The organism is Microbacterium sp. CGR1, assembly GCF_051062835.1.
Lineage (GTDB): Bacteria > Actinomycetota > Actinomycetes > Actinomycetales > Microbacteriaceae > Microbacterium.
Genome location: NZ_JAOTPG010000001.1, coordinates 1,215,995 through 1,241,218 on the forward strand (window position 1 = coordinate 1,215,995; position 25,224 = coordinate 1,241,218).

Sequence of the window (25,224 nt, forward strand, 5' to 3'; positions counted from 1 at the left end):
ACGGCGGCCACCTGAGAACAGCCCAGGCGACCGCCGTCTCGCGATCAGAGATCGATCGTCAGGTGAGGAAGACTCCCGCAAGGGTCTTCTTGCCACGGCGGAGCACAGAGACGCCTCCGGGAAGTGCACCCTGCACGGTTGCCGCGTCGTCGTCGACGCGTTCGCCGTCGAGAGACACGCCACCCTGACCGATCGCGCGACGAGCCTCGGACAGGCTAGAGACCAGCCCCGTCGCGACAAGCGCGTCGACGACAGATGAGCCCGCATCGACCGTGGCGTTCGGAAGCTCTTCCAGCGCAGTGCGCAGCGTCGACGCATCCAGTGCAGTCAGATCGCCCTGGCCGAAAAGCGCTTCGGATGCCGCGATCACCGCGGCCGTCGCATCGATGCCGTGCACGGTGGCGACGACCTCGAGCGCCAGACGCTTCTGGGCGGCGCGCCGGAAGGGCTCGGATTCGACGAGCGCCTCGTACTCCTCGATCTCGGCGCGGGTCAGGAACGTGAAGACCTTCAGCCGCTCGATGACGTCGGCATCCGCCGTGCTGAGCCAGAACTGGTACATCCGGTAGGGGCTGCACATCTCCGGATCAAGCCAGATCGCGTTGCCCTCGCTCTTGCCGAACTTCGTGCCGTCGCTGTTCGTGATCAGCGGCGTGCCGATCGCATGCGCAGCGACGCCTTCGGACCGACGGATGAGGTCGGTGCCGCTGGTGAGGTTGCCCCACTGGTCCGAGCCGCCGGTCTGCAGGACGCAGTCGTACTGGCGGTACAGCTCGAGGAAGTCCATGCCCTGCAGGATCTGGTAGCTGAACTCGGTGTAGCTGATGCCCTCATCCGAATTGAGGCGCGCGGCGACCGCATCCTTCTTCAGCATCGTGCCGACACGGTAGTGCTTGCCGATCTCGCGCAGGAAGTCGATCGCCGACAGAGGCGCCGTCCAGTCGAGGTTGTTCACGATGCGCGCAGCGTTGTCGCCCTCGAAACTGAGGTAGCGCTCGACCTGCGTCCGCAGGCGCCCGACCCACTCCTCGACGGTCTCACGCGTGTTGAGCGTGCGCTCGGCGGTGGGCCGCGGGTCGCCGATGAGGCCGGTCGAGCCGCCGACCAGGCCGAGCGGCTTGTGCCCGGCGAGCTGGATGCGACGCAGCGTCAGCAGCTGCACCAGGTTGCCGAGGTGCAGGCTGGCAGCAGTCGGGTCGAAACCGCAGTAATACGTGATCGGGTCCCCGGCGAGAAGGGCGCGCAGCGCCTCCTGGTCAGTGGACACATGGACGAGGCCGCGCCACAGCAGTTCGTCCCACACGTTCTCGAACGTGGGGTCGATCGCCGGCGGGGCGGTCGTCAGATCGGTATTCGACACGCGCTCCAGGCTATCAGCGGTGGATGCCCGCCATTCGCCGCCGCACGGACGGATCGCCGCTGTCAGCTGTGGGCTGCCCACCACACCAGGAACGCCGCGCCCAGGCCGATCACCCAGCTCACGAGGCTGCCCACCAGGAAGTACTCGGCTCTCGCGCCGGTCTCACCGTCACGCGAGATCTCGGGGAATCGCACGATGCCCTTGGCCGCGAGCATCGCCGCAAGGATCGGGTAGGCGGCGGCCAGTGTGAGGATCATCACCAGGATGCGCTCGAGCGGCCCGATCAGGCGCCCACCCTTGAATCCGGCCCGAGGGTCGGCTGCCGGGGTGCCGGCGGACACCCCCTCGGCTGACGCGCTTTCGGCAGTCGCCCCCTCGACCGGAGAACCTGCGGCCGCGGCGTCATGGCCCGGTTCGGCGGCAACGCCGTCGGAGGCAGCAGGGATGGAGCCCACGGTGTCGGACGCGACGAGCCGCAGCTCGGCGGGACGCCAGGTGTGCTCGCCGTCGAGCGCGGCGCGAACCACGAGGTTCGACGACTCGAGCAGGAAGACGGCCGCGCCCAGGGTGAGGATCGCGAGATCGAACGGGACGTCGCCGAACGGCGAATTCAGGGTCCACACCGAGCCGATCAGCCCGGCGTCGGCGCGAGCGCCGAGCCACACCACGGAACCGATGCTCAGCACGCCGAGCAGCACGGCGGGCCAGAACCCGAGCGGTGCCCGTCGCTCCGACGGCATGCACCAGATCCAGAGCGCACCGACGATCAGACCTGCGAGCATTGGCAGCAGCGCATCGCTCACGCTGCCGAGCAGCAGCAGGATGACGGCCACCACGAGGTAGCCGATCCACCGACGCGGCACGAACTGGCGCACGAGATCGGCGGCACCCACCGCCAGCAGCAGGAACCCGGCGACGATCATGCGTTCGATCCTCTCAAGGCGGCCACGCCCTCGATGAGTGCGGCGCTCCCTGCGCTGCGCAACGACTTCGAGACGCTCGGCTGCGAGATGCCCTCCTCGGCCGCCAGCTCGTGTTGCGATCTGCCGATCAGGCGCCCGTAGGTGAGGCGACGTTCGCGCTCGTTCATCGCACCGACCAGCTCGTCACGGACGAGGAGGTAGGCGTTCGATGCGGCGATCACGCTGTCCATAACCTCATCCTGCCCGTGGGCACCGACAATCCACGTGCGCGTGCGCGGCACGGTGCGTCCCTCTCTGGCATGCACGGTCTCGATCGCGGCCCGCGCGGCATACCAACCGGGGCCGTCTGCGAGCTCGCCGTGCACGGAGTCGACCGCACGCACGTCGCCGACGCCGATCCCGAAGCGGAAGGCGATGCCGTCGGGAAGAGCGAGCTGGATCATCAGGAGCGACACCATCGCGTCTTCGAGCGCGAGGTAGACGCCCTGCTGCTCGTCGCCCACCGTGGGTGTCAGCGGCTGGTGCGCGAGGGGCTGGTCGCCTTCCACCCGCCTGATGGCGTCATCGAGGATCCGCTGCGCCGCCGACCGATCGGCGAGCCGGCGAGAGCCCACGATATCGGCGAGTACGGCGATGACCATGTGATAACCGTATCACGAATAACTTCCATTTATGCCCTATTTGGCTATAGTCTCGGAACATGCCTGAATCAGACATCATCCCCTGGGCCGAAGGCTCCTGGACCCACGCACCCGCCGCTCTTGCCACAGAAGGCGAGAGCCTCGACGTGACCGCCGTGGAGGGCAGCGATGCCTGGCGGCATACCGCGTACGGCTTCGTACACGACACCGAGCATGCGCTGCTCGCTCCCCTGGCGGTGGGCGAAGCCATGGACGTCACCTTCCGCGCACCGTGGGACGGCCAGTTCGACCAGGCCGGCGTCTTCGTGCGCATCGACGACGAGCACTGGATCAAGGCGGGCATCGAGTACGCCGACGACCACCTCGGCCTCGGAGCCGTGGTCACCGACATCCGCTCCGACTGGTCGGTCGGTTACGTCGACGACTGGCACGGCAGTGAGATCACCGTGCGAGTGAGCCGCTGGCCGGATGCCGTGATCGTGCGCGCACGTGCGGATGACGGTGAGTGGCGACTCGTCAGGGTCGCTCCGTTCGACGGCGATGCCGCCGCATCCGCCGGTCCTTTCCTCGCCGGCCCCACGCGTTCCGGTCTCGTCGTGCGTTTCACCCGCTGGACGCGCTCGTCCGCCGACGCCGCGCTGCACTGAGTCTCTCCAGCGAGCCATCAGCGGAGAACCGAACGGCCCGTGGAGCCTCTCATCGAGAGCCTCCACGGGCCGTCCTGCGTCGTGCGAGCCGTCGCGCCGCCGGGATGCCGGCTAGAGGCCGAGCGCGTGCGCGGCCGCCTGAGCCCGGGCCACGAGCTCTGCGCGCTGCTCGGCCACCCGGACGGGCGCGGTTCCTCCGGCGCCGGTGCGCGAGGCCACGGAACCCTCGATCGTGAGAACCTCACGGACGTCCGGGACCAGGTGCGGTGAGACCGAGAGCAGCAGCTCGTCGGAGGCGTCCTCGAGGCCGATTCCCTGTTCCTCGCAGGCGCGGACGAGGGCGCCGGAGATCTCATGTGCGTCGCGGAACGGGACCCGCCACTTCACGAGCCACTCGGCCACATCGGTCGCGAGCGAGAATCCCTGGGGAGCGAGCGCCGCCATCCGCTCGGTGTCGAAGCGCAGCGTCGCGATCATTCCGGCGAATGCGGGGAGCACGACCTCGAGGGTCTGCACGGAGTCGAAGACCGGCTCCTTGTCCTCCTGCAGGTCGCGGTTGTACGCGAGCGGGAGGCCCTTGAGCGTGGCCATGAGACCCGACAGGTTTCCGATGAGACGCCCGGACTTTCCGCGAGCGAGTTCGGCGATGTCGGGGTTCTTCTTCTGCGGCATGATGCTCGACCCGGTCGAGTAGCTGTCGTGCAGCGTCACGAATCCGAACTCACGCGTGTTCCAGAGGATGATCTCCTCGCTCAGACGCGAGATGTCGACGCCGGTCATCGCGGTGATGAAGGCGAACTCGGCGACCACGTCGCGTGCGGCCGTGCCGTCGAGCGAGTTCTCGGCCGGACGATCGAGGCCGAGCTCGGTCGCGACGAGAGCCGGGTCGAGGCCGAGCGTCGACCCCGCGAGGGCTCCCCCGCCGTAGGGCGAGACGCCTGCACGACGACGCCAGTCGACGAGACGCTCGAGCTCGCGCACGAGGGGCCATCCGTGCGCCTGCAGGTGATGGGCGAGCAGCACCGGCTGCGCGTGCTGCAGGTGCGTGCGTCCGGGAAGAATCGCGTCCGGGTGAGCCTCTGCCTGGGCTACGAGCGCGTCGATGACGCGGAGCAGGTCACGGGCGATCACGCGGGCATGATCGATCAGATACATCCGCACGAGCGTGGCGATCTGGTCGTTGCGGCTGCGACCGGCGCGCAGGCGCCCGCCGAGCTCCGGTCCGAGCTCGGCGATGAGCGCCTGCTCGAGAGCACCGTGCACGTCCTCATCGGACGGGACGGGCTGCAGGGTGCCGTCGGCGACCTTGCGCGCGACGGCGTCCAGGCCCTCGTGCATCCGTGCCGCCTCGTCGGGTTCGAGATACCCGGCCGCCGCGAGCGCTGTCGCGTGGGCGTGGGAGCCGGCGATGTCGTACGGTGCGAGCACCCAGTCGAAGTGCGTCGACCGGCTGAGCTCCACCAGCTCGGGTGAGGGTCCGCTCGCGAAACGAGCTCCCCACAGCGCGCCTTCGTTGGTGCCTTCGTTCTTCGAGTCGGCCATCATGCGTCCTTCTTGCCGAGCAGCCAGACGAGCAGCGCCTTCTGCGCGTGCAGCCGGTTCTCGGCCTCATCCCAGACGACGCTCTGCGGTCCGTCGATGACTTCGGAGTCGACCTCGTAGCCTCGGTCGGCGGGGAGGCAGTGGATGAAGATGGCCTCGGAATCGGCGATCTGCATCGTCTCGGGTGTCACCTTGTAGCCACCGAGATCGCGGATGCGCGCGAGCTTCTCCTCTTCCTTGCCCATCGACACCCAGGTGTCGGTGACCACGACGTCCGCACCGGCTGCGGCTTCGACCGCATCGGTGTAGAGAGTGATGGAACCACCGGTCTCGGCGGCACGGCGATCGGCAGCCTCGACGACGTCGGCGCGGGGCGCGTAGTCGGCGGGCGACGCGATGCGCACATGCATGCCGGCGGTGACGCCTGCCAGCGCATACGAGTGCGCCATGTTGCTCTGACCGTCGCCGAAGAACGTCAGGGTGAGGCCCTTGAGGTCTCCCTTGTGCTCGCGGATCGTGAGCAGGTCGGCGAGCAGCTGGCACGGGTGGAAGTCGTCGGAGAGCGCGTTGACGACAGGGACCGTGGTGCCGGCGGCCATCTCCTCGAGACCCGCCTGCGCATAGGTGCGCCAGACGATGGCCGCGACCTGGCGCTCGAGCACCCGCGCCGTGTCGGACGGGGTCTCCTTGCCGCCGAGCTGACTGCTGGCGGTCGAGATGATCAGCGGCGAACCGCCGAGATCGGCGATGCCCACCGCGAACGAGACGCGGGTACGGGTCGAGGACTTGTCGAAGATCACCGCGACCGTCTGGGGACCGGCGAGAGCCTTGTTCGCCCAGCGGTCCTTCTTCAGCTCGATGGCGAGATCGAGGATCTCCGCCTGCTCTGCGGGGGTCAGATCGTCGTCACGCAGAAGGTGGCGGGTCATGCGAGGGCCTTTCCGGATTCGGTGAGGGATGCCTGGACATCGGCGAGAGATGCGGCGAAGAGCTCGCGGAACTCGGCGAGCTCGGCGTCTCCGATGGTGAGTGCCGGTGCGATGCGCACGGTCTCGGGGTTCGCGGCGTTCACGATGAGTCCGCGCTCCTGGGCGGCAGCGACCACGTCGTTCGCGACGGGGGCGCTGAGTGCCACCCCGATGAGCAGTCCGCGGCCGCGGATGCCGGTGACGAGGGGCGAGTCGATCCCGGAGATGATCTCGCGGATCTGCCCGCCACGGCGCGCCGCGTTGTCGACGAGGCCCGCGCTCTCGATCTCGGTGAGGACCGCGTCGGCCACGGCGGTCGCCAGCGGGTTGCCGCCGAACGTCGAGCCGTGAGAACCCGGGGTGAACAGCGAACTCGCGGCACCATAGGTGACCAGCGCGCCGATCGGGAAGCCTCCGCCGATGCCCTTCGCGAGCGTGATGGTGTCGGGAGTGATGCCCTCGTGACTGAATCCGAACCAGGCTCCGGTGCGTCCGGCCCCCGTCTGGATCTCGTCGACGATGAGCAGCGCTCCGTGCTTCAGAGTCAGCGACCGCGCCGCCTGCAGGTAGCCCTCCGGCAGCTCGACGACACCGGCTTCACCCTGGATGGGTTCCACGATCACGGCGGCGACCCGATCGTCGATCGCCGCCTCGAGAGCCTCGATCGTCGCCGGGATGTGCTCGACTCCGCCGGGCATCGGCTCGAACGGCGCCCGCATGGCGGCCTTGGCCGTCAGCGCGAGCGAGCCCATGGTGCGCCCGTGGAACCCGTTCTCGAGAGCGATGATGCGCGGCTTCTCTGTGCCGCCGTGCAGACGGGCGAGCTTGAACGCGGCCTCGTTGGCCTCGGCGCCCGAGTTCGAGAAGAACACGCGACCGTCGATGCCGGCACCGGCGAGGCGCTTGAGCCGCGCGGCGAGGGCGAGCTGGGAGGGGGTCGCGAAGTAGTTCGACACGTGCGCGAGAGTCGCCGCCTGCCGTGAGACGGCCTCGACGAACACCGGATGCGCGTGCCCGAGCGACGTCACCGCGATGCCGGCGAGGAAGTCGAGGTGGCGCTTGCCCTCGGAGTCCCAGAGATACGAGCCCTCGCCGCGCGTGAGCATCGCCAGGCGGGGCCCGGCGTTGAGGACCAGATCGCTCGCTGCGTCATCCTGCCAATTGCTCATGCGTTCGTCCCTGCGCTTCCCATGACCACTTCTGTTCCGATTCCCTTGCTGGTGAAGAGTTCGACGAGCACCGAGTGCGGCACACGTCCGTCGATGATGGCGGCGGCGTCGACGCCCCCTTGGATCGCATCCAGGCAGGCCTTCATCTTCGGGATCATGCCGGATTCGAGTGTCGGCAGCATCTCGATGAGCGCCTCCGAGGTGAGGTGCGAGACGAGCGAGTCGCGGTTGGGCCAATCGGCATAGAGCCCGGGGACATCCGTGAGGATGACGAGCTTGCGCGCGTTGAGCGCCACGGCGAGAGCTGCGGCCGCGGCATCCGCGTTCACGTTGAGCGACTGACCCGGGTGGTCGAGGTCGGGCGCGATGCTGGACACCACCGGCACGCGTCCTGCCGCCAGATGGTCGAGCACGGGAGTCGGGTCGACCTCGACGACATCGCCGACGCGGCCGAGGTCGATCTCCTCGCCGTCGATGACCACTCCGCGGCGGCGACCGCCGAAGAGCCCCGCGTCCTCACCGCTGAGCCCGGTCGCGATCGGACCGTGCGAGTTGATCTTGGAGACGAGCTGCGGGTTCACCTGACCGGTCAGCACCATGCGCACGACGCTGATCGCCTCGGTGTTGGTGACGCGGTAACCGCCCTTGAATTCGCTCGGGATCTCGAGGCGTTGCAGCATGTCGGAGATCTGCGGCCCACCGCCGTGCACGACGACCGGCAGCACACCCACGTAGCGGAGGTAGGCGATGTCCTGTGCGAAGGCCTCCTGCAGCTCGTCCGAGACCATCGCGTTGCCGCCGTACTTGACGACGACGATCTGGTCGCGGAACTTCTTCAGCCACGGGAGCGATTCGATGAGCGTCGCGGCCTTGACGGCGGCGACGTCCGGTGTGGTGTCCTGGATGTCGGTCATGAGGCGTAGGCGCTGTTCTCGTGCACGTAGTCGTGGGTGAGGTCGTTCGTGAGGATCGTCGCCGTCGCCTCGCCGACCTTGAGGTCGATCACCAGGTGCGTCGCTCGGGGGGTCAGGTCGACCTCTTCACGCGGGCGATCGGGGCCGCCCTCGCTGCACACGCGCACGCCGTTCATCCAGACATCGACGTCGTACGGGTCGAACTGCGCGCCCGTGGTGCCGATCGCGGCGAGCACCCGGCCCCAGTTGGGGTCGTTGCCGAAGATGGCCGCTTTGAAGAGGTTGTTGCGCGCGACCGAGCGTCCGACCTCGACCGCCTCCCCCTCGGAGACCGCGTGCTGCACCTCGATGGTGATGTCGTGGCTCGCGCCCTCGGCATCGCCCTGAAGCTTGACCGCGAGCTGCTGGCAGAGGTCGGCGAGTGCCGCCGAGAAGTCGTCGAGGTCGGGAACGACACCCGATGCGCCGTTCGCGAGCAGGGTGACCTGGTCGTTCGTCGACATGCAGCCGTCGGAGTCGAGGCGGTCGAACGTGGTGCCGGTCGCGGCTCGGAGCGCGGCATCGGCCTCGAGGGGCTCGAGCACGGCATCCGTCGTGATGACCACGAGCATCGTCGCGAGCCCGGGGGCGAGCATGCCCGCGCCCTTCGCCATGCCGCCGATGCTCCAGCCGTCGCGGCTGACGACCGCGGTCTTCGAGACGCTGTCGGTGGTCATGATGGCCTCTGCCGCAACCTCGCCGCCCTCGGTCGACAGCGCGGCGATGGCCTGTTCGGTGCCGGAGAGCACCTTGGCACGGAAGACCTCGTCGCCGACGCCGATGAGACCGGTCGAGCAGACGAGCACGTCGCCGGCGCTGACGCCGAGGAGCTCGGCGGCCTTCTCGGCGGTCTGGTGGGTGGTCTGGAAGCCGAAGCTGCCGGTGAAGCAGTTCGCTCCCCCCGAGTTCAGCACGACCGCCTCGACCACGCGGTCGGCGACTGCCTGCTGCGACCAGATGATCGGGTTGGCCTTGGCACGGTTGCTCGTGAAGACCGCGGCACCGACCTTGCGCGGGCCACGGTTGACGACAACGGCGACATCGGGCTTGCCGGTCGACTTGAGGCCGGCGGCGACTCCGGCCGCCTCGAATCCTGCGGGGGCGGTGACGCTCACGGCGCGACTCCGTTCACTGAGAGGGCGCGGGACTCGGGCAGCCCCAGCGCGAGGTTCATGGACTGGATGGCAGCGCCGGCGGTGCCCTTGACGAGGTTGTCGACCGCGGTCACCACGGTCACCCTGTTCGCGGCGCGATCGATGGCGAGACCGATCAGCGCGGTGTTCGCACCGAGGACATCGGCCGTGCGTGGGAACTGACCGGCCGGCAGGAGCTGCACGAAGGTCTCGTCACCGTATGCGTCCTCCCACGCGGCACGGATCTCGGCATCGCTGACGCCATCGACGATGGGAGCCGTCGAGGTGGCGAGGATCCCCCGCGACATCGGCACGAGGACGGGCGTGAAGGAGATGCGGATGCCGTCGGGTGCGGCCCCGGACGCTGCGGCGAGCGCCTGACGGATCTCGGGGATGTGCCGATGGGCGCCTCCGACCGCATAGGGGTTGGCGCTGCCCAGGATCTCGCTGGCGAGCAGGTTGGTCTTGAGGCTCTTGCCCGCCCCCGAAGGACCGACCGCAAGAACCGAGACGATGTCACTGGAATCGATCACACCCGCCGCGAGTCCCGGCGCCAGGCTGAGGCTCACGGTCGAGGCGTTGCAGCCCGGGGCAGCGATCCGCGTCGCGCTGCGCAGCGTCTCCCGCTGCTTGACGCCGCCGACCAGCAGCTCGGGCACGCCGTAGGCCCAGGGCTCGTGGAAGTCGCCCCCGTAGAACGAGTCCCACGAATCCTGCGAGGTGAGTCGATGGTCGGCTCCCGCGTCGATCACGAGCGGGGTGTCGCCGAGCGCATCCGTGTACTGGCCGGACTGACCGTGCGGGAGGGCGAGGAAGACGATGTCGTGCCCTGAGAGGATCTCGGGGGTCGTGTCCTGCAGCGTGAGGTGGGCGAGAGAACGCAGATGCGGCTGATGCTCCACCAGCGGCTGGCCTGCATTCGAGTGCGCCGTGACGGTGCGGATCTCGATGTCGGGATGCGACGCGAGGAGGCGCAGGATCTCGCCGCCCGCGTAGCCGGATGCGCCGGAGACGGCGACGGAGTACGTCATGCTTCTACCTTAACGGTCAGGCCCCGTGTCGAACTCGGGGTGCAGTGTCGGGAACCGGGGCGGCGACACCGGCACTCGACCGCCGTGCGTGTGCAGGCAGAAGCGCAGGGTCGCCTAGAGTCGGCGGCCGCTGCGGCGTCGGCGCACGGCGATGACGCTCGGAGCGAGCGTCAGAGTTGCGGTGGCGGCCGAAGGCATGCCGCGACGATAGCGCGCTCGTCGCGGCATGCGCAAATCCACTGAGTCACGCAGAGACGGCAGAGGCGAACGGTGCGGCGAAGAAGGCGAGCTCGTGAGCGCTCGACACCTCGAAAGCGCGGAGCATCCGATCCCTGGTGGCCGGGGCGGCTGCCGCCGCTGCGGCCGAGACCAGGGCGATCGCCTGATCCGTCGCTTCCTCGAACGCCGGGTCCGCATAAGTGACGAGCCAGGAGGCGAAAGGATGCCGGGGATCCCGCGCGTACTCGCCGAACTCCCCCGCGTGCAGACGCTGCCCGAGGTCGGTGTAGAGCCAGAAGCACGGCAGCACCGCGGCGACGAGCTCGGCGTAGTCACCGCCGAACGCAACGGAGCGCAGATGGTCGAGGTAGGCCACGGTCGCCGGAGCGGGAGCGACCGAGAACATCGCCGCATCCACTCCCTCACCCGGAGTCAGCCATGACGCATGCAGCTCGAGCTCGCCGATGATCGCCCCCTCGGCGGAGTGCGCCCAGAACGCCTGCTCGTGCGGCGTAGGGGCGAGGCGTGAGGCCTGAGCGAGCACGCGGGCGTACTCGCGGAGGTACAGCGCGTCCTGCGCGAGGTAGAACAGGAACGGCTCCCGATCGAGGGTGCCGTCGGCCAGTCCGCGGATGAAGGGGAGTTCGTCGATCCCCGCCCTCACATCGGCAGTGCGCGCCCACCACGCGGTCCGGATCTGCGCCGGCGTCGGTCGCGTCTCGAGCCCGCCACGCTCCCACAGTCCCGCGAAATGGCTGACCGGTCCGTGACCGCGTCCGACGCGCAGCGTCTCGCTCTCGCGCAGCGCCTCACGCAGCCACGCCCTGGTCGAGGCGACGGCGTCGACGGCCGTCTCGCCACGAGCCAGGCGGGTGGCCAGCGCGGACGAGAGCGAGCACCCCGTGCCGTGCGTGTTCGCGGTGCGGATCCGACGGCCCTGGTATTCGCGCCGCGCTCCCCCGGCGGCATCCACGAGCGCATCGGGGACATCGTCTCCTTCGAGGTGCCCTCCCTTCACGAGCACCGCCACCCCGTTGACTGTCGACAGCTCCTCCGCTGCGGCGAGCGCGTCGTCCCATCCCCCGATCGTCCGTCGCGCCAGCACGGCGAGCTCGCCGAGATTGGGCGTCACGACGTGCGCACGCCGGAGGAGGTCGCGCAACGCCGCCTCGGCATCCTGATCGAGCAGCCTGTCACCGCTGGTGGCGACCATGACCGGATCGAGGACGACGATCGGCGGCCGAACGATATCGAGCCAGTCGGCGACCGTGCGGATGACGTCGGCGTTCGCGAGCATCCCGATCTTGACCGCGTCGATGACGATGTCGGCGGAGATCGCGTCGAGCTGCTCGCGCAGGAAGGGTGCAGGAGGCACGTGCACGCCCCGCACGCCGGTGGTGTTCTGAGCGGTCAGCGCGGTGAGCGCCGCCATGCCGTAGCCGCCGTTCGCAGCGATCGACTTGAGATCGGCCTGGATCCCCGCCCCACCGGACGGGTCGCTCCCGGCGATGCTGAGCACGCGCGGCGTTCCGGCCGCGCGCCAACGACGCACGAACGTCGCTGCGGTCTCGGCCGGATCGGCAGCCGAGCACAGCGCCGAGACCACGGCGAGGCCGGCCGCCCCCGCCGTCCGCAGCCGCTCGGTGTCGTCGATCGCCACGCCTCCGATCGCCACGCACGGGAGCGTGGTCGTCTCGACGAGAGCTCGGAAGCCCTCGACGCCGAGGGCCGGCGGATGGTCCGGCTTGGTGTCGGTGGGGCGGATGACGCCGACGCCCAGATAGTCGACCGTGCCGGGCGGCAGCGCGCGCACAGCCTCGAAGTGCTCCCGGCTGTTCGCCGTGAGGCCGATGAGCGCCTCGACGCCCAGAGCTTCTCGCGCACGCAGCACCGAGGCGTCGCCCTGCCCGAGATGCACGCCGTCGACCCTCGCACCCTGATCCCGCGCGGCGAGGGCAGCCTCCAGGCGGTCGTTCACGACCAGCAGTGCACGACCGTCGATCACGCGGGAGAGCTCGACGAGCTGCGCCGTGGTCTCGGCATCCGTCGCCGTCTTGTCCCGCAGCTGCACGATGCGCACTCCCCCGTCGACCGCACGGCGGACCGTTTCGACGACACCGCGTTCCCCGCAGAGATCCGGATCGGTCACCAGATACAGCGAGAGGTCCGCGATCACAGTGCACGCTCCTCGACGCGTGCCGCAGCAGCGATGTCATGCGGCCTCACCGCGGCGAGCGCGTCGAGGAGCTCGACCGCGAAGCTGCCGGGACCCGAGGCCCGTGCGGCGGCGCGCTCCGCGGCGATCGTGTACACCAGGCTCGCCGACGCGACGGCGGTCAGCGGATCGGTCCCGGCCGTGCGGGCGGTCCCGAGGAAGGCTGCCATCACGGCGCCCAGCGCACATCCCCCACCGGTGACCCTGGTGAGCAGCTCGTCGCCGTTCGCGACCCGCACGACGCGGCGCCCGTCCGTGATCAGGTCCACGGGTCCCGAGACGGCGACGACCGCGCCGTGACGGGCGGCGAGTGCGAGGGCGGCGTCGGAGGCGGCATCCGTGGTGTCGGTGGCATCGACCCCGCGCCCTCCGGCGGTGAGCCCTGCGAGCGCGAGGATCTCGGAGGCGTTCCCGCGGATCGCTGTGGGGCGGCGGGCGACGAGGTCGTGCGCGAGCGCCGTGCGCACGGGCAGCGAACCGATCGCGACCGGATCGAGCACCCACGGAGTGCCGGAGGCTGCCGCACCGGCGACGGCTTCGAGACTCGCGGCCCGCTGCTCGGGGGTCGGGGTTCCGAGGTTGATCAGCACCCCGGATGCGGCGCCGGCGAAGAGACCGGCCTCATCGACGATGTCGACCATCGCGGGTGCCGCCCCGAGAGCCAGCAGCACGTTGGCCGTGAAGCCGGTGACGACGGCGTTGGTGATGCAGTGGGTCAGCGGTGGTGACCCACGCAGCGCGGACAGCAGCTCGGCAGCCGAGGCCACCAGGGTCGATTCGGATTCTGGACGCAGACGATCGCTCAATGCGACATCCCTTCGCTAGTACGAACTAGATCAGGTTCGACGGGTCTGTTCTCAGCCGCGGATGCGGCACCCCGTGTCACTGCTCGAAGTCTAGCGACGACCGGAGATCACCCTCGCCGCTGCAGCAGCACGAGTTCCTCGGCGCGGGTGAGGCCGGCGCGCCGGTCGCGATCGATCCCTCGCCCCTGCTCGTCGGCGATCACGGCCGCGACGGTCTCATCAAGCGGTCGCAGGGAGCCGCCCGCGTCGCGGTACCGCGCGTTCGCGCGGGTCATGAAGCCGGTCATGTCGGCGGGCAGCCACAGGGGCAGCGAACGCTCCCCCGCCCAGTACTCGACGCCGTTCTCGACCAGCCAGTCATCGTCGGCCGTCACCGCGTCGCCTCCGTGTGAGGCGCTCTGCCGCACGGTCGCGAGCACCTCAGCGAGAGGATGCCGGTCGCCGATCGCGTTGACCACGCCGGTGGCGCGCGTGGTGGCGACGAACTCCGACAGATCGTCGACGTCGATCACCTGCGCGCTGCGCCCCTCAGCACTCGGAACGAGGACCGGCCCGTCGACCGCGCGCAGGAACGCCGCGGCCCAGTAGCCGAAGCGATCGCTCGGATCGCCCTCGCCCACGATCAGACCGGGGCGCACGATCAGCGCTCGCTCGCCGAGCGCACGCACGGCGTCTTCGGCCGCGACCTTCTGCGCGCCGTACTCGTACTCGTCGCCCGGCTGCGCAGGCGCGTGCAGCGGCGCCGTCTCGTCGGCTCCCACCGTCGCGTCGTCCGAGTACACCGACATCGACGAGACATACGTCCAGCGACCGGCTCGATCGCCGAGCACGGCCACCGCGGCCGCGACCTGCGCCGCGTTCGATGAGATGTCGATCACGTGGTCCCAGTCACGACCCGAGACGGCGTCGTACGCCGCGGGATCATCCCGGTCGGCCAGCACCAGGCTCGCCCCCTCGGGAGAGGGGCGTCCGCCCCGGGCGAGACACATCACGGTCGCCCCGTTAACCAGCATTCGTCGGGCGATCCGGCCCGACAGCCAGCCCGTTCCACCGAGGATCAGTACGTCTGTCATGCCCCCATGCCACCAGCATCCGGGCCCGAGGGGAAGGGTCTTCCGCTCAGGGCGGATGCCGTGCTCACGACCTGCGCAGGTCTCCGAGCCCCGTCAGCTCCGGCACCGTCCACGAGGGGTCAGGGCGCCAGTCCCGCCACTCCGGATCGAACGGCCACGCACCCGCATGGAACGACTCGATCGCGGCGTCCGCGTGTCGCTCGATCTGCGCGGCCTGCTCGGGCGTGAGGCGACCCTGCGCGATCGCGGCGACCAGCTCGTCCTCGTCCTTGAGGCGCACGCGACCGTCGTGTTCGATCTCGACATCGAGGATGTGGTCAGACGAGTAGGTGTCGTGATCCGTGCGCAGATGTGCGTTCTCGAGGTTCACGTACCATCCGGCGAACTGCCAGTCAGGCCCGCTCACGTCGCTCCAGAACAACCACACCGACCATGCGGCGCCCGCCGGAGCGATGCGCAGGATGCCGTTGCCCCACCACTCCTCGACGATCCGTGTCCGCGGATCGAGCCAGCGCCGCTCCAGCGGGACCACGCGTATCCGCTCGCCCTCGGGCGTCCCCTGCCCCTCCTGGAGCGTTCCCGGCGCGAGCCAGGCCACGAGACCGCGCTCATCGTCGCGCACGACGCGCATGGGCGTGATGGTCGACGGGTCACCCGGCTGCCAGCCCGGCTTCCGGTAGTGCCAGTCGATCTGATCGCCCGGCTGCAGGAAGGGCCCCTCGCCCATCGCACGGACACCGTCCGGCACCGCCGCGGGGGTGCTGTGGGGAAGGATGCTCATCACGACACGGTACCCCGGTCGATCCGCTCGGTCGTGGAGCGGATGCGGGTGCCGCACGACTCTGCGCCCATCTCAGGGAAGCAGAGTCGTGCAGCGCCTGTCAGTCGCGCAGCGTCGCACCGAAGCGCTCGGAGGCGACGGCGACACCGGCGAGCTTCGCCTCGGTGGCCTCGGCCGCCGTGAGCGTGCGGTCGTCGGCGCGGAACCGCAACGCGAACGTGAGGCTCTTCTCCCCCTCAGAGAGGCCCTCTCCGCGGTAGTCGTCGACGAGACGGATCGCCTCGAGCAGTGCACCGGCTCCCTCCGCCAACGCAGCACGGACGTCGCCCGCAGGCACGTCGGCGCCGAGCACGAGCGAGACGTCCTGCGTGGCGGCGGGGAACGTCGACAGGGAAGCGGCGACCGCGCGGGGCACAGCCAGCGTCAGGATGCCGTCGAGATCGAGCTCGAGCACCGTGGCACGACCGGGGAGGTCTGCACCGGCGGCGACGTCGGGGTGGAGCTCACCGACGTACCCGACCTCGACATCTCCCACCGACAGAACGCCGGTGCGCCCGGGGTGCAGCGCGGCACGCTGCCCCTGGACGACGTCGATGTCGACGCCTGCGGCCGCAGCGACGACGCGAGCAGCATCGAGTGCCTCGGACAGGCCGGCAGGCTCTGCGGCGCGACCGGGCTGGCGCGCGACGATGTTGCCGGTGAGCAGCACCGCCACGTGCCGGTGCTGCGGCGGGATCGACGCGTTCAGCGCGGCGAGCGTCTCATCCGACGGACGCGCCCCCAGCGGAGGCACCTCGTCGGTGCCGTACTCGACACCCGGCTCAGGCAGGAAGACGACACCGGTCTCGAACAGCGCGAGATCGGTGAGACCGCGGGAGATGTTGCGATGCGCGGTCTGCAGGAGCCCGGGGATGAGCGACCGCCGCAGGTACGGAGCGGATCCGTCGAGCGGGTTGGCGAGCCGGATGCTGGGCAGATGCGCGCCCGACGCCGAACCGTGCAGGTCGTTCTCCGCCTCGGTCGTGAACGGGAACGACGGCGTCTCGACGAAGCCGGCGGCGGCCAGCGCGTCGGCGACCCGACGGCGGCCGTGCTGGTGAGCGGTCAGCCCGCGACCGGACGGGGGCGTCGGCAGCACTGAGGGGATGCGGTCGAGTCCGTGGATGCGGGCCACCTCCTCGGCGAGCGACCACTTGTCGGTGAGATCGGGGCGCCAGGTGGGCGGGATGACTGTCCAGCCGTCATCCGTCGCCGTGACCTCGCCACCGATGATCGTCAGTGCTCCCTCGATCTCGGCGTCGGTGTAGTCGACGCCGATGAGCCCCTGCACGAATCCCTTCGGCAGGTCGATGTCGGCGACGAAGACCTCGGCGAACAGCGCGCCGCCCTCGTCGGTGAGCGTTCCGCCGGCGAGCTCGACCATCAGGTCCGCCGCGCGACGAGCAGCGACGAACGGCACGAGCGGGTCGACGCCCCGCTCGAAGCGCTTGGACGCCTCACTCGGCAGCTTGTGCCGACGCGCGGTGCGCGCGATCGTGATCGGGTCGAACGTCGCTGCCTCTATGAGCACGTTGTGCGTGGTGTCGCTCATCTCGGTGGTACCGCCACCCATGACACCGGCGAGGCCGATCGGGCCGGACTCATCCGTGATGAGCAGGTCCTCGGCGTGGAGCGTGCGCTCCTGGCCGTCGAGGGTCGTCATCTTCTCGCCGGCGGCCGCACGGCGCACCGTGATCCCACCCGCGAGCTTGTCGAGGTCGTACCCGTGCAGCGGCTGGCCGAGTTCGAGCATCACGTAGTTGGTGATGTCGATCAGGATGCCGAGCGAGCGCATGCCCGCGAGCGACAGGCGAGCGATCATCCAGGGAGGGGTCGGCCGCGAGGGATCGACGTCGCGGACCACCCGGGTGACGAACTCGCTCGCACCGGCGCGTCCGCGGATCGGGGCTGCGTCGTCGACGACCGCCGTGTGGCCCGTGCCCGGCTGGAGCTCGGCGAAGTCGCGCTCGGCCGGGTCGCGGAAGGTCGCGCCGGTGGCGTGCGAGTACTCGCGGGCGACACCTCGGAGCGAGAATGCGTATCCGCGGTCGGGGGTGACGTTGATCTCGACCGCGACGTCGTCGAGCCCGAGCAGGGCGATGGCGTCGGTGCCGACAGGCGCGTCGATGCCGAGGTCGGCGAGCACGAGGATGCCGTCGTGCTCGTCGCCGAGACCCAGCTCGCGCGCGGATGCGATCATGCCGTCGGACACATGACCGTAGGTCTTGCGCGCGGCGATCGGGAACGGACCGGGCAGCACGGCGCCGGGCAGCGTCACGACGACCTTGTCGCCGGCGACGAAGTTGTGGGCACCGCAGACGATCCCGCGGATGCCGCCGTTCGCCTCGCCGACATCGACCTGGCACCAGTTGATGGTCTTGCCGTTCGACTGGGGCTCGGCCTCGAGGGAGACGACCTGGCCGACGACCACGGGACCCGAGATCTCGAAGCGGTGGACGTCCTCCTCTTCGAAGCCGACGGTGACCATCGCCGCCAGGACGTCCTCGGGCGTCGCATCCTCTGCCAGATCGACGTACTCACGCAGCCACGAAAGCGGGACGCGCATCACACCACCATCCCGTACTGCTCGCTGAATCGGACATCGCCCTCTGCCATGTCCCTCATGTCCTGTACATCGCTGCGGAACATCAGTCCGCGCTCGACGCCCATCCCGAATGCGAAGCCGCTGTAGACATCGGGATCGATCCCGGCCGCCCGCAGGACGTTCGGGTTGATCATTCCGCAGCCACCCCACTCGATCCATCGGGCGCCGCCCTTGAAGGTCGGGTGCCACAGGTCGAGCTCGGCGGACGGCTCGGTGAAGGGGAAGAAGTTCGTGCGGAAGCGCGTCTTGGCCTCCGGACCGAAGAGCTGGCGTGCGACATGGTCGAGCGTGCCCTTGAGGTGCGCCATCGAGATGCCCTTGTCTACGACGAGACCCTCGAATTGAGTGAAGACCGGCAGGTGCGTCGCGTCGAACTCGTCGGTGCGGTAGACGCGACCGGGGCACAGCACGTAGATCGGCACGTCGCGGTCGAGCATCGAGCGCACCTGCACGGGGCTCGTGTGCGTGCGCATCACGAGATGGCGCGAGGGCGGGTCGACGTAGAAGGTGTCCTGCTCCTGGCGGGCGGGGTGATCGACGTCGAAGTTCAGGGCGTCGAAGTTGAACCACTCGTGCTCGAGCTCCGGTCCCTCCGCGATCTCCCAGCCCATGCCGACGAAGATGTCGGAGATCTGCTCACTGAGCAGCGTCAGCGGATGCCGTGCGCCGACGCGCGTGCGCGAGGGCACCGCCGTGATGTCGACGCGCTCGGACTCGAGACGCGCGGCGACCTCCGCGGTCGCGAGCTCGGCCTCTTTGGCGGCGAACGCCTGGGTGACCTGGCCGCGGCCCTGGCCGACGAGCTTGCCGAACGCGGCCTTGTTCTCGGGAGCCACCTGGCGCATCGACGCGTTCAGGACCGCGAGCGGCGATCCTTCTGCGACGTGAGCGGCACGGGCGGCCTTCAGCTCAGCCGTATCGGCGGCTGCGGCGATCGCTTCGAGCGCCGCAGCGACTGCGGCCTCGACTGCTTCCGGGGTGATTTCGGGAGACTCAGACACGAGACAGGAGTCTACCGGCGCGGGGAGGTCGCCCCGCGCCGGTAGAGGTCACTTCGGATCGGAGCTGTCCAGCCCGCCTACACCGCCGGTACCGCCGAATCCGCTGCCTCCGCGCTGCAGGGTGATGAGCTCGGTGTCCGTTCCGTCGCCATGCTGGCGGGGATCCTCTGCGGCGTGGATGGCCTGCACCTTCGGCGAGCGGCGAGTGCTGATCTCGACCCACCGGGCGATGCCCGAGAGGATCAGACACATGATGATGTAGATGCCACCGATCACGAATGCCGACTGCAGGATCGGACGCCCCTGCTGAGACGTGAGCTGCTTCGCGTAGTAGAGAAGCTCGGGGTACGTGATGATGAAGCCGAGAGCCGTGTCCTTCATCGTGACGACGAGCTGCGCCACGATCACCGGGAGCATCGCTCGGATCGCCTGCGGCAGGAGGATCAATCGCATGACGCCGCTCTTGCGAAGACCGATGGCGTACCCGGCCTCCTTCTGACCCCGGGGCAGCGACTCGACGCCGGCGCGCAGCACCTCGGCGAGGACCGACCCGTTGTAGGCCATGAGGGCGAGCACCACGGCCCAGTACGGATCCATCTTGATGCCGACGACGGGGAGCCCGTAGTAGAGCAGCATCATGAAGACCAGCACAGGGACAGCGCGGAACAGCTCGGTGACGGCGGTGATCGGAATACGGATCCACGCATGGTCGGACAGCCGCCCGATCGCGAGCAGGAATCCGAGGATGACGCTCAGGAGCGCAGCGAATCCGAAAGCGGCGAGGGTGTTGCCGAGCGCCTTGAGGATGCCCATCCACACGTTCGAGAACGTGAAGACGTACCACTTCTCTGCCGAGAACTGCCCGGTCTCCACCATGCGGAAGACCACGAATCCGACGGCGACCAGGACGAGGACGATCGTGAGGATGGCGATGATGCGGTTGCGGGCGATCGCCCGGGGCCCCGGGACGTCGTACAGTACGGAACTCATCGCGCGATCCTCCATCGGTTCTCGAGATATCGCTGCAGCCAGCTCAACAGCAGCACCAGGGCGACGAACACCACGGCGACCCAGAGCAGGACCTCCATGGGGTTGCCGGGTCGGTCGGCGGAGTCGTTGACCGTCGATCGCAGTGCGGCGAGCTCGGCAACCGAGAACCCGGCAGCGACAGTCGTGTTCTTCAGCAGGGCGATGAACACGCTCATCATCGGCGGGACCACGGAACGGAACGCCTGAGGGAGGATCACGAGACCCATCACCTGCCCGAAAGGCAGGCCGATCGCTCGCGCGGCCTCGGCCTGTCCGACTGGAACGGTGTTGATCCCCGCCCTCAGCACCTCGGCCACGTACGTGGCGGTGTAGATGCCGATGGCGAGGATGCCGAGAACGAGGTTCGACAGCTCGGGCAGACCCAGCTGCGGGTACCCGAAGATGAAGAAGAAGAACACGAGAGTCAGCGGGGTGTTGCGTACGGTGTTCACGTACACCGTGCCGACGCCCCGGGCGATCGGCACCGGCGATACGCGCATCGCCCCGACGATGAGGCCGAGGATCAGCGCGATGATGCCTCCGGCGAAGAACACGAGCAGCGTGTTGCTGATCGCCTCTCCCCAGAGATCGAGGTTGCCGAAGATGACGTCCACGCCACCCTCCCTTCTTCAGACTGTGTGGGCGGCCTCCCGAAGAAGGCCGCCCAGGTCAGGTCAGTACGCGTCGACTTCGGGCTGCTCGACCTCGATGCCGCTGGAGCCGAGGTTCTTGTCGAAGATCGCCTGCCAGATGTCGCCACCGTCGGTGAAGAGCTCGTTGATGTGCGTGCGCAGTGCGTCATCGCCCTTCGTGAGACCGACGCCGTAGCGCTCCTCGGTGAAGAGGCCGCCGGTGACCTTCACGTCATCCGGGTACTGGGCCGCGTAGCCGATCAGGATCGCCTGGTCGGTGGTGACCGCGTCGACCTTGCCGTCGATCAGATCCTGGACGCACGCGGAGTACAGGTCGTACTCCTGCGTCTTGATGTCGGGGAAGTTCGCCTTGATGTTCTGGATCGGCGTCGAGCCGGTCGCCGAGCAGACGGTCTTGCCGTTGAAGTCCTCGAGCGCCTCGGCGTCGTCCGCGTCAGCGGCGACCAGGAGTCCCTGGCCGGTGATGAAGTACGGGCCCGCGAAGTCGATGAGCTCCTTGCGCTTGTCGTTGATCGAGTAGGTGCCGACGTAGTAGTCGATGTCACCGTTGGTGATCGCCTGCTCGCGGTTCGCCGAGGCGATCGGCTTGAACTCGATCTTGTCCTCGTCATACCCGAGCGACGCCGCGATCCAGCGGGCGATGTCGACGTCGAAGCCGGTGCGCTCCCCCGTCGTGACATCGAGGTAGCCGAGACCGGGCTGGTCCTCCTTGACGCCGACGATGACCTTGTCGCGCTCCTGGATGGCGTCGAACGTCGGGCTGCCCTCGAGCTGCACGTCTTCGGCGACCTCGAACCAGGTCGAGTCCTCGCCCTCGTCGCCGCCGGTGCCGGCGCCGGGGCTGGACGGGCTGCCGCTGTTGCAGGCGGTCAACGCGAACAGTGCCACCGTCGCGATCCCGATTCCTGCCAGTGTCCGTGTGCGTCGCATGTGCGTCTCCTTCGTGTGCTGTGTGTGCAAAGGTCTGTGAAGCTCGTCAGTGCGTGAGGAGCTTGGAGAGGAAGTCCTTGGCGCGATCGCTCTTCGGGTTCGTGAAGAACTCCTCGGGAGTCGCCTCCTCCACGATGCGCCCGTCCGCCATGAAGACCACTCGGTTGGCGGCCTTGCGTGCGAAGCCCATCTCGTGGGTGACGACGATCATGGTCATGCCGTCGTGGGCGAGCTCGACCATCACGTCGAGCACCTCGTTGATCATCTCGGGGTCGAGCGCGCTGGTCGGCTCGTCGAAGAGCATGACCTTGGGCTGCATGGCGAGAGCACGGGCGATCGCCACGCGCTGCTGTTGTCCGCCCGAGAGCTGAGCAGGGAGCTTCGATGCCTGCTGGGCGACCCCGACGCGCTCCAGGAGCGCCATGGCCTCTTTGTCGGCATCCGCCTTCTTCATCCCTCGGACCTTGATGGGACCGAGGGTGACGTTCTCGAGGATCGTCAGATGAGCGAAGAGGTTGAACGACTGGAACACCATGCCGACGTCGGCGCGCAGCGTCGCGAGGCCCTTGCCCTCAGCGGGGAGCGCCTTGCCGTCGATGCTGATCGTGCCGCTCGTGATCGTCTCGAGCCTGTTGATCGTGCGACACAGCGTCGACTTGCCCGAGCCCGACGGACCGATCACGACCACGACCTCGCCGGCGTTCACCGTGAGGTCGATATCCGTGAGCGCCTGGAAGTCGCCATAGTGCTTCTGGACGTTGTCGACAACGACGAGAGGCTTACCGGTGGTCATCATTTCTCCAAACTAGCCAGGTCGATCGCGTGGCGACACACAGTCGAGTGGACATTTACACGTTCGTAACCACGGGTCGGGACCGATCGGACCCGATATCCGGAGTGCCCCACGGTTCGCCCCCGCGAACCGTGGGGGCGTCCCTGCTGCCGCGTTCGTCCCCCTGGTGGAACGGGGCAGCAAGCCTCCGATCGGATGCGATCACGGGACTCTTTCGGAGAAAGACCGAGCCCGCGCCTGCATGAATGGCGTGGGCTCTGTGGCATCTGAATTCTCCGTCGAATCGAGCGCGATCGATGACCAGATTGGCAGAGTGGGACGCGGGCCGGCGGACTTCTTGAGGATTTCTTGAGGGCTCAGTCCCGCTCGCCCCGGTAGTACTCGATCGCGCCGGGGTGCAGCTCGACCGGCCCCGTGAAGATGGCCTGTCTGCGATCGAGCAGAGCGGCCACGGGCACGTCCTGGGCGATCCGGGTTCTGGCGTCGAACAGGCCGGTGAGGACATCTCGCACGACGGCGTCGGATGTGTCCGATGCGGTGACGAGGTAGTTCGGGACCGCCATCGTGGGCTGCGATTCGTCGAGCCCGTAGAGCCCGACGGGGAAGTCCGAGGGACGATACGCGTCGGAGTAGCGCGCGTTGATCGCGTTCACCCAGCTCTGATCGATCGGCACCAGTCGCACCGGGGTCGTCACCGCGAGTTCCGCGATGCCCGGTGTGGGGATGCCTCCGACCCAGAAGAAGCCGTCGATCTCGGATCGCTCGAGCGCGCCGATCGATTCGCGCAGGCCGAGCTCCGGGTCGCTGATCGACGTGATGTCGACGTCCGCCGCATCCAGTGCTCGCGCGGCGATGACGTGCACGCCGGAGTTCTCCGCGCCGAGTGACACCGTCGTGCCCGCGAGATCGGTGAGGTCGTCGATCTCCGAGTCCGCACGCACGACCACGTGCAGGTATTCGTCATAGAGCCGGGCGACGGCGCGTACCGGCAGCGGATCGTCGAAGGCTCCGGCGCCTGCGACGGCATCCGCGGCCGCATCGCCCTGAGCGAAGCCGAGAAGCGCCTCTCCCGAGCTCACCCGCAGGAGGTTGTCGACCGAGCCCGCGGACTCCTCCGCGACGATGTCGACGTCGAGCCATGCCGACAGCTCATCGGCGAGCTCGGATCCGTACGCGAAGTAGACCCCGTCGGATCCTCCGCTCGCGATCTCGTACCGGGAGCCGTCCCATTCGCTCGCTCGTGGGCTGCACCCGCTCGACACACCGACGACCGCCAGCACGGCGATGATCGCTGCGATCCGCACCGGATTCCGATCGGCGCTCCCCCGCCGACTCATTCGGCGGCTCCGTCCGGAAGCAGCAGCGTGACCAGCAGACCACCGCTGTCGGGCGACTCGACCCGCAGCTCGCCGCCGATCGATCCGAGCAGGTCGGTGGCGATGGCGAGCCCCAGGCCCGAGCCCGGCGTATCACCGCTGTCATCGCTGCGCCAGAATCGGTCAGCCGCGTTCGCCGCCTGCTCGGGAGTGAGCCCTGGTCCGTGATCGCGCACCGTGAGCCGGCACAGGTCGCCGTCACGGTGCGCACAGATCTCGACCACCGCGCCCGACGGCGAGAACTTCACCGCATTGTCGATCACCGCATCGAGTGCGCTCTCGACGATCGTGCGGTCGGTGACGCTCATCACCGGATCGCCTCCGGTCGCGCGGGTGCGGATCTGCCGCTGGGAGGCCACCTCGCGCCACGCCTCGGCGCGCCTCGTCGCGAGAGTCGAGAGATCGACGGCGGAGATCGTGGTGTCCGCTCGCCCACCCCTGGCGAGTCCCAACAGGGTCTCGAGGATCCGCGCCATGCGCCTCCCCTCCTCCCTGGTCTCCTCGACGTCGTCGTCCCAGCCGGGGTCGAGACCGGTCGAGAGGTGCTCGACGCGCAGAAGCAGAGCGTTGAGCGGGTTCCGCAGCTCGTGCGAGGCATTGAGCGCGAACTCCTGCTGTCGCGTCATGACCCTCTCGATCTCGTCCGCCATACCGTTGAAGACCCGGGTCATCCTGCGCAGCTCCGGCGGCCCTGTGTCCTCCGCGACTCTGGCATCCATCTCTCCGCGCTCGATCGCGATCATGGCTTCGTCGAGACGACGGACGGGAGACAGCACCCACCGGGCGAGCTGGAAGACGAGAAGGACTCCGAGCCCGATCGACACGATCGACACGATCGCGAGCACGAGGATCTGCTGGACGATCTCGGTGCGCGGCGCCTCGACATCCGCCGACACCATCACCGCTCCGATGACGTCGCCGTCGTCGAAGACCGGTTCGACGATCGAGGACTCCGCCGTGCCCCAGGGGAAGACGGGCTCGGGAGCATCCGCCCGGCGTCCGGAGAGAGCGAGCCGGACCAGAGCCGCTTCGTCTTCGGCGAGCACCTCGGCGTTCCTGTTCCCCGCAGCCCAGACGCTTCCCGTCAGATCGAACACGACCACGTCGATGCCGTAGACCTGCTCGAAACGCCGGACCTCGGCGTCGATCACCGTGGCGCTCCCCGAGCGCAGCGCCTGGCGGGCGCTGGTCACGAAGTACCCGACGTCCCCGAGCTGCTCGGTGTAGAACGCCTGCTGGATGCTGCGCGTGGCACTCCAGGCCGCGGCACCGCCGAGCGAGAGCAGGATCGCGACCAGCGGAACAAGGAACACGACGATCAGACGTCTGCGCATCCG

General features: G+C 68.8%; 22 protein-coding genes and 1 riboswitch. Of the genes, 1 reads left to right on the plus strand and 21 read right to left on the minus strand.

Annotated elements, in window-relative coordinates; genetic code table 11:
* Positions 1 to 58 precede the first annotated feature (58 nt).
* The 3 genes from tyrS to OD997_RS05930 all read right to left on the minus strand — a co-directional run bounded on the left by tyrS (position 59) and on the right by OD997_RS05930 (position 2,924).
* Positions 59 to 1,360 carry a tyrosine--tRNA ligase gene (gene tyrS / locus OD997_RS05920; RefSeq protein ID WP_434330787.1) on the minus strand — a complete coding sequence of 434 codons (1,302 nt, stop codon included), beginning with the start codon at positions 1,358 to 1,360 and terminating at the stop codon, positions 59 to 61.
* A gap of 62 nt (positions 1,361 to 1,422) precedes the next feature.
* The gene (locus OD997_RS05925; RefSeq protein ID WP_434330788.1) at positions 1,423 to 2,283 is read right to left on the minus strand and encodes a hypothetical protein; all 861 of its coding nucleotides are present in this window, start codon (positions 2,281 to 2,283) and stop codon (positions 1,423 to 1,425) included.
* On the minus strand, positions 2,280 to 2,924 hold the full coding sequence (locus OD997_RS05930; RefSeq protein WP_434330789.1) for a SatD family protein: 645 nt from the start codon (positions 2,922 to 2,924) through the stop codon (positions 2,280 to 2,282). The genes OD997_RS05925 and OD997_RS05930 overlap by 4 nt, the downstream gene beginning before the upstream one ends.
* 59 nt (positions 2,925 to 2,983) lie before the next feature.
* Between OD997_RS05930 and OD997_RS05935 the strand changes: the two genes are divergently transcribed.
* A complete protein-coding gene (locus tag OD997_RS05935) occupies positions 2,984 to 3,571 on the plus strand; it encodes a DUF1349 domain-containing protein (protein WP_434330790.1) in 588 nt (195 codons plus the stop codon).
* Positions 3,572 to 3,682: 111 nt separating this feature from the next.
* Here the strand turns inward: OD997_RS05935 and argH are convergent, their stop codons facing one another.
* From argH to OD997_RS06025, 18 genes are all read right to left on the minus strand, one after another.
* The gene (gene argH, locus OD997_RS05940) at positions 3,683 to 5,113 is read right to left on the minus strand and encodes an argininosuccinate lyase (protein WP_434332344.1); all 1,431 of its coding nucleotides are present in this window, start codon (positions 5,111 to 5,113) and stop codon (positions 3,683 to 3,685) included.
* Positions 5,113 to 6,042, minus strand: a complete 930-nt coding sequence (gene argF, locus OD997_RS05945) for an ornithine carbamoyltransferase (protein ID WP_056312147.1) — start codon at positions 6,040 to 6,042, stop codon at positions 5,113 to 5,115. The genes argH and argF overlap by 1 nt, the downstream gene beginning before the upstream one ends.
* The gene (locus tag OD997_RS05950) at positions 6,039 to 7,250 is read right to left on the minus strand and encodes an acetylornithine transaminase (RefSeq protein ID WP_434330791.1); all 1,212 of its coding nucleotides are present in this window, start codon (positions 7,248 to 7,250) and stop codon (positions 6,039 to 6,041) included. The genes argF and OD997_RS05950 overlap by 4 nt, the downstream gene beginning before the upstream one ends.
* On the minus strand, positions 7,247 to 8,164 hold the full coding sequence (argB, locus tag OD997_RS05955) for an acetylglutamate kinase (protein WP_434330792.1): 918 nt from the start codon (positions 8,162 to 8,164) through the stop codon (positions 7,247 to 7,249). The genes OD997_RS05950 and argB overlap by 4 nt, the downstream gene beginning before the upstream one ends.
* Positions 8,161 to 9,318: a bifunctional glutamate N-acetyltransferase/amino-acid acetyltransferase ArgJ gene (argJ, locus tag OD997_RS05960; RefSeq protein ID WP_434330793.1), complete on the minus strand. Its 1,158-nt coding sequence runs from the start codon at positions 9,316 to 9,318 to the stop codon at positions 8,161 to 8,163. The genes argB and argJ overlap by 4 nt, the downstream gene beginning before the upstream one ends.
* Positions 9,315 to 10,367: an N-acetyl-gamma-glutamyl-phosphate reductase gene (gene argC, locus OD997_RS05965; RefSeq protein ID WP_434330794.1), complete on the minus strand. Its 1,053-nt coding sequence runs from the start codon at positions 10,365 to 10,367 to the stop codon at positions 9,315 to 9,317. Before argC ends, argJ begins: the two co-directional genes overlap by 4 nt.
* Before the next feature lie 244 nt (positions 10,368 to 10,611).
* Positions 10,612 to 12,762, minus strand: coding sequence for a bifunctional hydroxymethylpyrimidine kinase/phosphomethylpyrimidine kinase (locus tag OD997_RS05970; RefSeq protein ID WP_434330795.1), 2,151 nt, complete (start codon positions 12,760 to 12,762; stop codon positions 10,612 to 10,614).
* Complete coding sequence (gene thiM / locus OD997_RS05975) at positions 12,759 to 13,607, minus strand: hydroxyethylthiazole kinase (RefSeq protein ID WP_434330796.1); 849 nt, start codon at positions 13,605 to 13,607, stop codon at positions 12,759 to 12,761. The genes OD997_RS05970 and thiM overlap by 4 nt, the downstream gene beginning before the upstream one ends.
* Positions 13,598 to 13,691, minus strand: a riboswitch (TPP riboswitch). (Overlaps the previous gene by 10 nt.)
* Positions 13,692 to 13,714: 23 nt before the next feature.
* Complete coding sequence (locus OD997_RS05980) at positions 13,715 to 14,680, minus strand: NAD-dependent epimerase/dehydratase family protein (protein WP_434330797.1); 966 nt, start codon at positions 14,678 to 14,680, stop codon at positions 13,715 to 13,717.
* 64 nt (positions 14,681 to 14,744) lie between these two features.
* Positions 14,745 to 15,461, minus strand: coding sequence for a DUF402 domain-containing protein (locus OD997_RS05985; protein WP_434330798.1), 717 nt, complete (start codon positions 15,459 to 15,461; stop codon positions 14,745 to 14,747).
* A 100-nt stretch (positions 15,462 to 15,561) separates the two neighbouring features.
* Positions 15,562 to 18,066 (minus strand): phenylalanine--tRNA ligase subunit beta, encoded by a 2,505-nt coding sequence (pheT, locus tag OD997_RS05990; RefSeq protein ID WP_434330799.1) that lies wholly within the window; start codon positions 18,064 to 18,066, stop codon positions 15,562 to 15,564.
* Positions 18,066 to 19,106, minus strand: coding sequence for a phenylalanine--tRNA ligase subunit alpha (pheS, locus tag OD997_RS05995; RefSeq protein ID WP_434330800.1), 1,041 nt, complete (start codon positions 19,104 to 19,106; stop codon positions 18,066 to 18,068). Before pheS ends, pheT begins: the two co-directional genes overlap by 1 nt.
* 48 nt (positions 19,107 to 19,154) lie before the next feature.
* Positions 19,155 to 20,096 carry an amino acid ABC transporter permease gene (locus OD997_RS06000; RefSeq protein WP_434330801.1) on the minus strand — a complete coding sequence of 314 codons (942 nt, stop codon included), beginning with the start codon at positions 20,094 to 20,096 and terminating at the stop codon, positions 19,155 to 19,157.
* Positions 20,093 to 20,749, minus strand: a complete 657-nt coding sequence (locus tag OD997_RS06005) for an amino acid ABC transporter permease (protein ID WP_431071793.1) — start codon at positions 20,747 to 20,749, stop codon at positions 20,093 to 20,095. Before OD997_RS06005 ends, OD997_RS06000 begins: the two co-directional genes overlap by 4 nt.
* A 60-nt stretch (positions 20,750 to 20,809) precedes the next feature.
* A complete protein-coding gene (locus tag OD997_RS06010; RefSeq protein WP_434330802.1) occupies positions 20,810 to 21,718 on the minus strand; it encodes a glutamate ABC transporter substrate-binding protein in 909 nt (302 codons plus the stop codon).
* 46 nt (positions 21,719 to 21,764) lie between these two features.
* Entirely contained in the window at positions 21,765 to 22,514 is a 750-nt protein-coding gene (locus OD997_RS06015; protein WP_434330803.1) for an amino acid ABC transporter ATP-binding protein, read from the minus strand.
* Between the two features lie 353 nt (positions 22,515 to 22,867).
* Entirely contained in the window at positions 22,868 to 23,815 is a 948-nt protein-coding gene (locus OD997_RS06020; protein ID WP_434330804.1) for a TAXI family TRAP transporter solute-binding subunit, read from the minus strand.
* Positions 23,816 to 23,844: 29 nt separating this feature from the next.
* Positions 23,845 to 25,221 (minus strand): sensor histidine kinase, encoded by a 1,377-nt coding sequence (locus OD997_RS06025; RefSeq protein ID WP_434330805.1) that lies wholly within the window; start codon positions 25,219 to 25,221, stop codon positions 23,845 to 23,847.
* Between the last annotated feature and the right edge of the window lie 3 nt (positions 25,222 to 25,224).